This is a genomic window from Alphaproteobacteria bacterium, assembly GCA_024244705.1.
Classification (GTDB): domain Bacteria; phylum Pseudomonadota; class Alphaproteobacteria; order JAAEOK01; family JAAEOK01; genus JAAEOK01.
In genome coordinates this window covers 1-9815 of the sequence record JAAEOK010000113.1, presented here as the reverse complement: position 1 = coordinate 9815, position 9815 = coordinate 1, and the positions used below count along the sequence as shown (strand labels likewise).

Here is a 9815-nt window from a genome sequence, read left to right as displayed (position 1 = left end):
CCTGATCGAACGATGCTTCAACAAGCTCAAGCACTTCCGCCACATCGCGACCCGATACGAAAGAAGAGCCCTCTACTTCATCAGCTTCATCCAACTCGCTTGCGCTATGCTATGGATGCGATGAATGTCGATTCAACCTAGAGCTCCGACAGACCCGAAGAACACCGAGAAGATCGACCCCATCGCCTTGCCGCCAGCAGAATTCATCGTCGGGCCATCGATTGGGCGAGTCTCCTTTGCATCTAGAGCATCATGATTTAAGGTATTCGGACAACAATGCAGTTCGGGTAGTCACGCAAAAAAGGGAGGTAGCGAATGAACTCGTCGAGAATGGCCGGACGAACGGTGCCGGCAGTCGTGGTCGCTCTTGGTCTCGCGTTTTCCGTGTCCGCTCAGGCGCAGGAATGGTATCCGTTTCCGGTCGAGGTCTGGAACCCGCCCTTTGACATGGCGAGCCCGCGTACAACGGTCGACTATACGCCGCTCGACAAGGCCGAGAAGGCCTGGGACATCTGCGTGTCCTTCCCGCATATGAAGGACGCGTACTGGATGGCCGTCGACTACGGTGTCGTCGCTGAGTCCGAACGGTTGGGCGTCAAAATGCAGTTGGTCGAAGCAGGCGGCTACACCAATCTCAATAAGCAGGTTTCCCAGATCGAGGACTGCGTCGCGCGTGGTGCTGAGGCTGTCGTGATCGGGGCCATATCCTTCGATGGCTTGAACAACCTAGTCAAGGAGATCCGCGGCAAGGGCGTTCCAGTCATCGATGTCATCAACGGCATGTCGTCCCCCGAGCTTTCCGCCAAATCGTTGGTGTCGTTCGGCGAAATGGGCTTCAAGGCCGGTGAATACATCGCCAAGCTTCATCCCAAAGGCAGCGGCAAGGTCAAAGTTGCATGGTTTCCCGGACCGCCAGGTGCGGGATGGGTCGAAGCGGGCAATGAAGGTTTCCTCAAGGCAATCGAGGGCAGCGACATCGAAGTCGTGGAGACCAAGTACGGCGACACCGGAAAGGAAATCCAGCTCAAGCTCGTCGAGGACACGCTCGAGGCATATCCGGACATCCAGTATGTCGTCGGAACGTCGCCGACCACCGAGGCAGCGGTTCAGCTGATTCGCGATCGCGGTCTGCAGGATCAGATCAATGTGCTGGCCTACTATTTCACACCGGGGGTCTACGAGAACATCAAGCGTGGCAGGGTTCTCGCCGCGCCCACGGATTCGGCCGTGATCCAGGGTCGGGTCGCCATCGACCAGGCGGTGCGGATACTCGAAGGCAAGGACTACACGAAGCATGTCGGGCCTGCACTTTATGTGATCGATTCGAACAATATCGATTCCTTCCACTACGAATCGTCGCTTGCGCCGCAGGACTTCAAGCCGACCTTCACGGTCGACTGAAGCCAAACCTCAACCAACCAGACCATGGTTGATGAACACGTGGGCGGGGGGCCCATGTCGGAAGGCCCCCCCCTGCTCCTGGAACTGAAGTCGATCACCAAGCGCTTCCCCGGCGTGCTGGCGCTGGACAGGGTCGACTTCGACCTGCGTCCGGGTGAGGTTCACATCCTTTTTGGCGAAAACGGGGCCGGCAAATCGACCTTGATATCGATCATCGCCGGTGCGCTGCGGCCTGAATCCGGTCGCATCCGATTCCAAGGCCAGGATGTCGAACTTCATTCGGTTCACGACGCAAGAGGCCGCGGCATCAGTGCGGTTTTTCAGGAGTTTTCCCTGGTCCCTCAGCTCACTGTCGAGGAGAACCTTTTCCTCGGCGCCGAGATCACCAGGATGGGTTTGCTCGATCGGCGGTCCCTCCATGGCCGGGCCAAAGAGATACTCGGGCGTCTCGGTTTCCCAATTCAGCCCTCGCAGAAGGTGATGTACCTATCTCGCGCCGAACAGCAGATGGTGGAAATCGCAAAGGCGTTCCGATCGGACCTCTCGGTTCTCATTCTCGACGAGCCCACGTCCTCGCTGACCGAACGAGAAACCAACCAACTCATTGACCTGATCGAACAAGCTAAGTCGGACGGCGTCGGAATCATCTATATCACCCATCGCATGAACGAAATTAGGCGCATCGGCAACCGCATCACCATCCTGCGTGATGGCCGCTATGTGGATACGGTCGATGCCAAAGAAACCACCGATGAAGAGCTAGTGCGCCTAATGACGGGTAGGGTTATCGAGCAGATCTTTCCAAAGATCGAGTTTAGGCCCCAGGATGAGATCCTCGAAATTGAGAATATCTCGACGAAGAACGGAGCACTGCGTGAAGTATCGGTTTCGGTGCGACGCGGCGAGGTGGTCGGTATCGCGGGTCTGATCGGGTCAGGCAAGACGGAGTTGGCGCGGGCGTGTTTCGGCATCGAGCAACTGAGCGCAGGCAAGATCATTTTCGATGGCCAAGACGCCACCGGACTGACGCCGCGGCAGATGCTGAATCGTGGCTTATATTATATTCCGCCCGACAGGCGTGAAGAGGGTCTGGTACTGATGCGCAACGTACGGGAGAATGTCTCCCTCTCATCCCTTCATCTGCCGCAGTTCTCGGGACCAATATTCCTCCGACGAGCGGCCGAGCGGACGAAGGCAACCGATATCGCCGTCCAATTGAACCTACAACCGCCCTCGATCGAGCGCGCGGTAGACCACTTTTCGGGCGGCAATCAGCAGAAGGTGCTGCTTGGTAAGAGCCTTGCGCGCGATGTGAAGCTGTTCGTGTTCGACGAGCCGACAGTCGGCGTCGATGTCGGTACACGAGTGGCCATATATGAATTCATTCGCGACCTATGCGAATCGGGTGCCGGCGTATTGCTGGTGTCATCCGATTTGCCGGAGATTCTCCACTTAACGACCCGTGTATATGTGATGTATCGCGGTGTTCTGCATGCTGAACTCGTCGGTGGTGAAATTACCGAGAGCGCCGTATTGAGTGAGTTTTTCGAGAAGGCCGCCGCGTGACCCCGACCGACGAGAAGAATGGAACGAGGGCACGGTCCGTTGGATATTGGATGCAGCTGGCGTTCGTCCGTCTCGGCGTTCTGCCATTTCTGCTACTGGGCGCTGTGATTGTGTTCAGTCTGATGTCGGACAATTTCTTGACCGGCCGCAACATCATGAACGTCCTGCGGCAGGCAACCTACCTGACAATAGTGGCCATGGGTCAGATGCTTGCCCTGCTCACCGGGGGCTTTGACCTCTCGGTGGGTACGATACTTGCCATTACTTCCGTTGTCTCCGCCACTGTCATGTCTGCTGTATTCGTGGCGTCGCCAGACAGTGTCGTATTGGCGGTCTTCCTCGGCATCCTCGCGGGTTTTGCGACGGGCACGGCAATCGGCGTTGTCAACGGGATCGGCGTTTCCGTTTTCAACGTGTCGCCCTTCATGATGACGTTGGGCATGGCCTCGGTCGGTTTCGGTATCGCGCTTTACATGACGGGCGGCGTCCCGGTCTACGGCATGCCGGACGCATTCGGTACAATGTTCGGGTTCGGGCAATTCCTCGGCTTACCGGTACCGATCTACGTGACGGCGGCGCTCATCGTCGCGATGGGCGGGCTGCTTTATTGGACGCGATTGGGCCGCTATTTCTATGCGGTTGGCGGCAACATCAAGGCGTCGGCGCTCTCCGGGATCAACACCAGGCAGACCCTGTTTCTGGCTTACACGATGTGCGGCGGACTGGCTGCCATCAGCGGGCTGCTTTTGACCGCTAGACTGGAAACCGGTGAGGCCAATATCGGTGCGTCCATGCCGCTCGAGTCGATCGCAGCCTGTGTCATCGGTGGCGTGAGCCTGCGCGGCGGCATCGGCAGGGTTGAAAATGTCGTGTTGGGTGCCGTTTTCATCGGGCTCATTCAGAACGGTATGAACTTGGCCCGCATCGAGTCATACCTTCAAACCGTTGTCATCGGCGTGCTATTGATCGTCGCGGTTGTCGCCGACCAGCTTCGGCAGCGCTATATCGCAAGAATACAGGATTGAGACTATGCTAAGGGCGGCATCTGTCGGTATCGGTTGGTGGTCGAACGAGCTCGCCGCATCGGTGCAGGGAGATTCGGACAAGATCCGAATCGTGACGTGCCATTCGCGCTCGGCGGAGAGACGGCAGGATTTCGCCAAGAAGTTCGATACCGGCAACCATGAAACCTACGAAGCAGTTCTGGCCGATCCGGATGTTGATGCCGTCATTCTCACCACGCCGCATTCGCTCCATGCCGAGCATGTGATACAGGCCGCCGACGCGGGCAAGCATGTTTTCGTCGAAAAGCCCTTTACGCTTACAGCGGAGAGCGGCCGTATCGCAGCTGCCCGCTGCCGGGAACGCGGCGTCGTCCTCGCCGTCGGCCACAACCGGCGTTTCTGTTCGGCGGCGATCCGGGTGAAGGACATGTTGGATGCAGGAGGCTTCGGCACCATGCTGCACCTGGAGGCCAATTTTTCGAGCCAGGGCGCGCTTGCCTATACACCGGATCGGTGGCGGGCTCAGCGAAGCGAGTGTCCGGGTGGCGCTTTGGCGCCGCTGGGCATCCACATGATCGACCTATTGACCTGGCTCGGCGGCCCGGTGCGGCGGCTCACGGCATTTTCCGAGCGTCGGGTGTCGCCTGTTGACATCGACGACACGACGACCTCGCTCATGGCCTTCGCATCTGGTGGCACCGGTTATCTTGCCACTCACTTTGCTTGCCCCTACACATCGACCCTTAATCTCTATGGCACCGAGGGCAATGCCTTTGCCGGGATTGACGGCAACACACTGACGGTGCAACGCTCGGGTGAACAACCTACGGACATAGAGCTCGAGCTCGTCGACACTCTGCGTAGCGAGCTTGAAGAATTCGCCGACGCATGTGCCGGCGCGACCGAGTTCAGGGTTCGTTCCGAGGAGGCCATACACAACGTGGCCATAATGGAAGCCATCGTACAATCCGCCGCCCAGCAGGCGATGCCGGTGGAGATTCCCTAGGAGCAAGAAAGGGAGATAGCCATGAAGGTCGAGATCAATTGTGACATGGGCGAAAGCTATGGCCTCTACAAGATGGGCGATGACGAGAGCATGATGCCGCTCATCTCGGTAGCTAATGTCGCCTGTGGATTCCATGCCTCCGATCCGAATCATATGCGAAAGACCGTCGAATTGGCCGGCCGCTTCAAGGTCCGGGTCGGGGCGCACCCTTCACTGCCCGATCTTCCCGGCTTCGGCCGGCGCGAAATGAAGATCGAACGCGACGAGCTCGCCAACATCGTCATTTATCAGGTTGGGGCGCTGAAGGGCTTTCTCGACGCGGCGGGGATGATACTAAATCACATCAAGCCGCATGGCTCGCTCTACGGGATGGCCGCCCGCATGGAACATGTGGCCCACGCCGTCTGTGATGCAGCCGATGTTTTTCAAGTGCCGCTGTTCGGGATGATCAACACCTTGCATGAGGAGGTGTACCAAGCCAGGGATCATCGTTTCGTGGCCGAATACTATGCGGATCTCGCTTACGGCGACGACGGCGGATTGATCATCACGCGCGAGCACGAATCCGTCGACCCCGACGATGCGGCAGCACGATCGCTCAGGGCGATCCAGGAAGGCAAGACCAAGTCGATCAACGAGGTCGACATCCCGGTGCGTGCCGACTGCATTTGCGTCCATTCAGACACGCCGAACGCTGTCGACGTCGCGAAGGCAGTCCGCAATGCCATCAAACCCTACCTGGCCGAGGCGGCTTAGGAGGCTTGGCGACGGCCGCATGGCGGCCCATGGCGCCGCCTCACTGCGGTCTTGTCCAGGGGCACGGGAGATAGTGGCCGATGGCCCGTGACCTTCTGAACGGTTGATAGCAACGAGAGAAATGGGGAACATTGATGGCAAGCAAACAAGTACTTTCACCTTTGCCCGGCACTTTCTACCGCAAGCCGGCACCGGACCAGCCGCCTTACAAAGAAGAGGGCGATACCGTCGCGGAAGGCGACGTTGTTGGGCTCGTCGAGGTCATGAAAACGTTCCATGAGGTCAAAGCCGATGCCGCCGGCACCATAGCTAAGTTTCTCATCGACAACGAAGACGCGATCATGGCGGGTCAACCGATCGTTGAAATCAGCGGTTGAGGCGACAAGGACGGCACCTTGGGTATCGGCACCCTCCTCATCGCCAATCGCGGCGAAATTGCGGTTCGTATAATCCGGGCGGCACGTGAATTGGGTATTTGCACGGTACAGGCCCACAGTCAGGCCGACGCCGATTCGCTTGCCGTGCGGCTCGCGGATCGGGCCATCGATATCGGACCGCCTCAAGCGGCGAAATCCTACCTCGATGGCGAGGCGATCCTTCGCGCCGCCAAGGAAAGCGGGGCGGACGCCATCCATCCCGGCTATGGCTTTCTCGCCGAGAACGCCGACTTCGCCGATGCCGTGGATGATGCTGGGCTCAATTTTGTCGGTCCAACGGGTGAATCGATTCGGCTATTGGGCGACAAGGTCACTGCGCGTGGCCTGGCCGCCACACTAGGGGTTCCAACCGTGCCGGGAAGCGACGGGCGTATTGACGACCTAGATTCGGCCCGCTCGATCGTCGACCGGATCGGCTTTCCGATCATGATCAAGGCGGCGGCAGGAGGCGGTGGGCGCGGGATTCGCGTTGTGACAGATCAGGCCGAGTTCGATCATCGGCTGCCCCAGGCTAGCGCCGAAGCGAAGGCGGCTTTCGGCGATGGCGGACTCTATTTCGAAAGATTCATTGAGAATGCGCGTCACGTCGAAGTGCAGGTCCTCGGGGATGGCGACCATGTCGTGCATTGTTATGAACGCGAGTGCTCGCTGCAGCGTCGGCGCCAGAAAGTCTGGGAAGAGGCGCCGGCCGCAATGTTGCCCGACGATGTCCGCACCGCTCTCTGCAAGTCCGCCGTGGCGATTGCCCGCCATGTCGGCTATCGTGGCGCAGGCACGCTCGAATACCTTTATGACGAGCTTTCTGGGGAATTCCACTTCATCGAAATGAACACCCGCATCCAGGTCGAGCATCCGGTGACCGAATGCGTCACCGGTATCGACATCGTGCGCGAGATGCTCCGAATCGCCGGCGGGGAACCGCTGCGCTGGCGTCAGGATGATATTCGGATCACCGGCCACGCCATCGAATGTCGGATCAACGCCGAAGATCCGGCGAATAATTTCATGCCCAGTGTCGGTGTCGTCGACGGCCTGAGCGTACCGGGCGGACCCGGTGTGCGCTTCGACACCATGCTCTATCCCGGCTATGCGGTCCCGCCCTTCTACGACTCGTTGCTGGGCAAACTGATCGTCTGGGACGAAACACGGTCGAGCGCACTCAAACGGCTTGAGCGGGCCCTGGCCGAGCTCGAAATTTCGGGGATAAAAACCACCAAGCCCTTGCATCAGGCGCTTGTCGCTGAGGAAACTGTGCGTGGTAGTACTTTCGACACGAATTTTCTCGAACATTGGCTCGAGAGTGGACCACCAAGTCTAGTCGAATAGACAGAGGGGACATATAGATGACGACACGATACTCCTTTGGCGGCGATGAGCACATATTCGCCGAGGTCGATGAAGAGATGTCGTTGGAGGCTTTCTTCAAAAGCCTGTCGATGACGGCCGCGATTCGCGACAGCCAGATCAAAGGGGTGGCCGAGATCTGCCTCGCGAATGCATCCTATCAGGTAAAATTCGATCCCGATCAGATCAGCCCGGACGACATGCTGGCCGAACTGAAGCGGCTCGAGACCTCCGCGGAAAAGACAGATTCGGTGTTGAAAACCCGCATCATCGAAGTTCCGGTTCTCTACAACGACCCGTGGACGAACGAAACGCTGATGCGCTTTCGGGAGCGCCACCAGGACCCCAACAGCACCGACCTGGAATATGCCGCCCGCATCAATGGCTTTGGCTCCGCCGACGAATTCGTAGCGGCGCACTCCGGGGCGCCCTGGTTTGTCTCGATGGTCGGCTTCGTCGCCGGGCTGCCGTTCATGTATCAGATGGTCGATCGATCGCGGCAGATCGAAGTACCGAAGTATCTGCGGCCGCGTACGGATACACCGAAACTCACCGTCGGTTATGGCGGATGCTTTAGTTGTATCTATTCGGTACGTGGCGCCGGCGGCTATCAAATGTTCGGCATTACTCCAATGCCGATTTACGATCCCAAACAGGAGGTCGGCTATCTGCGCGATTTCATGGTGTTCTTCAAACCCGGCGACATCGTCAAGTTCAAGCCGATCGACCGTAGTACCTATGATCAACATATCGCCGACGTGGAGGCCAACAAATTCACCCCGTTGAACCGCGACGTCACGTTCTCCCTGGACGTGTTCCACAAGGACATCGACGGCTATAACAAGAAACTCGAGGAGGCGCTCAATGGCAATTAAGGTTATCTCACCGGGCCTTGCCACTTCGGTGCAGGACCTTGGCCGACCAGGCTACTACAACGTCGGCATTCCGATCTCCGGCGGGATGGACCGATTCGCGTTGCGCGCCGCCAATTGCCTGGTTGGAAACGATGAAGGGGCAGCGGTCCTGGAATCGGTATTCATGGGGCCGGAGATCGAATTTACCGGCGATGCGTTGGTCGCGGTTACGGGGGCCGATCTGCCGCCAAAGGTTGACGGCGAGCCCCGGGAAAGTTGGACGTCGTTCAACGTCAAGGCCGGCCAGCGCCTGACCTTCGACTACCTGAGAGGCGGCGCGCGGGTATACATCGCGATCTCCGGCGGTATCGACACGCCGGTGGCGCTCGGTAGCCGCTCGACCTATGCCCTGGGTGCTCTGGGCGGTCATCAAGGGCGGAATCTGGAGGCCGGCGATGAATTGCCTATCGGGGCGGAAGCACCCGGCGGCGCCGAAGGCAGGAGCGTCCCCGCGAAACTGCGGCGGATGCCGGGAATGCCAGCGGAACTTAGAGTTCTGCCCGGCCTCTATTGGCACCGCATTACCGAGCGAGCCGGAAGCAGGTTCTTCGAGGAAACCTGGGAGGTCGCAAACGAAGCCGATCGAATCGGCTATCGCTTCAAGGGCGGAACGCCGTTGGAATTCGTCGAGCGCGATCAGCCATTCGGCGCCGGCTCAGACCCCTCCAATATCGTCGATGCCTGTTACCCCTACGGCTCGATCCAGATCCCGGGCGGCACGGAACCCATCGTGCTTCATCGGGATGCGGTTTCCGGCGGCGGCTATTTCATGCTGGGCACAGTGATTTCAGCGGACATGGACCTCATTGGCCAACTCCAGCCGCATACGCCGACCCGGTTCGTCTCCGTCGACATGGCGGCGGCGCTTGCCGCGCGTCGTGACCGCAGGGCGATGTTGGAAAATCTCAGGGAGATGTTGCAATAGCGAATTGGGTGGGCGCGACGCCGTCACTCGCAATAACCGCATTGGTGCAAAGCGCGGCGTTTGCCTTGATCTGGGTGCAGAGCCTTGAAGGTCGCCAGCGAGCAATTGAAGCCACAAATCTACAGAATCCCTGAGGCGAGGATTGCGCCCGCCCGCAGGCTGTCGAGATCATCCGCTCAATGTTTGAAGAGATTGCAATCCACTCGAGCAACTGGTGCGGCTGCTGTCGCGTTGTCATCGTCGGTGGCCTGGCCCAGATTCGCGGCCTCTATCAAGAAAGGCCGCCGCCTCCGCAAGAGACAGCAGTCCTTTCTCGATAGACGCGGGTGCGTGGATTGCGAAGGAAGAAGAATTTGGCGGTGGTCTTTGAAGACCTGGCGGCGACCTACTCTCCCACGCCTTAAGACGCAGTACCATCGGCGCAGAGGGTTTTCACGGCCGAGTTCGGAATGGGATCGGGTG

General features: G+C 59.0%; 10 protein-coding genes and 1 rRNA gene. 10 read left to right on the top strand and 1 reads right to left on the bottom strand.

Features of this window, described 5'->3' with window-relative positions; translation table 11 throughout:
* From GY791_21040 to GY791_20995, 10 genes are all read left to right on the top strand, one after another.
* Positions 1-124: transposase (locus tag GY791_21040; protein MCP4330882.1), on the top strand; the 124-nt coding region annotated here is incomplete at its 5' end.
* 206 nt (positions 125-330) lie between these two features.
* A complete protein-coding gene (torT, locus tag GY791_21035) occupies positions 331-1401 on the top strand; it encodes a TMAO reductase system periplasmic protein TorT (GenBank protein MCP4330881.1) in 1071 nt (356 codons plus the stop codon).
* Between the two features lie 54 nt (positions 1402-1455).
* Positions 1456-2967: a sugar ABC transporter ATP-binding protein gene (locus GY791_21030; GenBank protein MCP4330880.1), complete on the top strand. Its 1512-nt coding sequence runs from the start codon at positions 1456-1458 to the stop codon at positions 2965-2967.
* A 50-nt stretch (positions 2968-3017) separates the two neighbouring features.
* Entirely contained in the window at positions 3018-3992 is a 975-nt protein-coding gene (locus GY791_21025) for an ABC transporter permease (protein MCP4330879.1), read from the top strand.
* 4 nt (positions 3993-3996) lie between these two features.
* Positions 3997-4977, top strand: coding sequence for a Gfo/Idh/MocA family oxidoreductase (locus GY791_21020; GenBank protein ID MCP4330878.1), 981 nt, complete (start codon positions 3997-3999; stop codon positions 4975-4977).
* A gap of 21 nt (positions 4978-4998) precedes the next feature.
* A complete protein-coding gene (gene pxpA / locus GY791_21015; protein ID MCP4330877.1) occupies positions 4999-5733 on the top strand; it encodes a 5-oxoprolinase subunit PxpA in 735 nt (244 codons plus the stop codon).
* Positions 5734-5867: 134 nt separating this feature from the next.
* Complete coding sequence (locus GY791_21010) at positions 5868-6110, top strand: biotin carboxyl carrier domain-containing protein (protein ID MCP4330876.1); 243 nt, start codon at positions 5868-5870, stop codon at positions 6108-6110.
* Between the two features lie 18 nt (positions 6111-6128).
* Positions 6129-7496: an acetyl-CoA carboxylase biotin carboxylase subunit gene (locus GY791_21005; protein MCP4330875.1), complete on the top strand. Its 1368-nt coding sequence runs from the start codon at positions 6129-6131 to the stop codon at positions 7494-7496.
* Positions 7497-7513: 17 nt separating this feature from the next.
* Positions 7514-8389 (top strand): allophanate hydrolase subunit 1, encoded by an 876-nt coding sequence (locus GY791_21000; protein MCP4330874.1) that lies wholly within the window; start codon positions 7514-7516, stop codon positions 8387-8389.
* The gene (locus GY791_20995) at positions 8379-9353 is read left to right on the top strand and encodes a biotin-dependent carboxyltransferase (protein ID MCP4330873.1); all 975 of its coding nucleotides are present in this window, start codon (positions 8379-8381) and stop codon (positions 9351-9353) included. Before GY791_21000 ends, GY791_20995 begins: the two co-directional genes overlap by 11 nt.
* Before the next feature lie 372 nt (positions 9354-9725).
* Here GY791_20995 and rrf read toward each other — a convergent pair.
* Positions 9726-9815 (bottom strand): 5S ribosomal RNA (rrf, locus tag GY791_20990); the annotation flags it as partial.

Excerpts from the sequence above, each read along its gene's own strand:
- torT (MCP4330881.1), top strand. The coding sequence starts at position 331 with ATGGCCGGACGAACGGTGCCGGCAGTCGTGGTCGCTCTTGGTCTCGCG.
- GY791_21030 (MCP4330880.1), top strand. The coding sequence starts at position 1,456 with ATGTCGGAAGGCCCCCCCCTGCTCCTGGAACTGAAGTCGATCACCAAG.
- GY791_21025 (MCP4330879.1), top strand. The coding sequence starts at position 3,018 with ATGCAGCTGGCGTTCGTCCGTCTCGGCGTTCTGCCATTTCTGCTACTG.
- GY791_21020 (MCP4330878.1), top strand. The coding sequence starts at position 3,997 with ATGCTAAGGGCGGCATCTGTCGGTATCGGTTGGTGGTCGAACGAGCTC.
- pxpA (MCP4330877.1), top strand. The coding sequence starts at position 4,999 with ATGAAGGTCGAGATCAATTGTGACATGGGCGAAAGCTATGGCCTCTAC.
- GY791_21010 (MCP4330876.1), top strand. The coding sequence starts at position 5,868 with ATGGCAAGCAAACAAGTACTTTCACCTTTGCCCGGCACTTTCTACCGC.
- GY791_21000 (MCP4330874.1), top strand. The coding sequence starts at position 7,514 with ATGACGACACGATACTCCTTTGGCGGCGATGAGCACATATTCGCCGAG.
- GY791_20995 (MCP4330873.1), top strand. The coding sequence starts at position 8,379 with ATGGCAATTAAGGTTATCTCACCGGGCCTTGCCACTTCGGTGCAGGAC.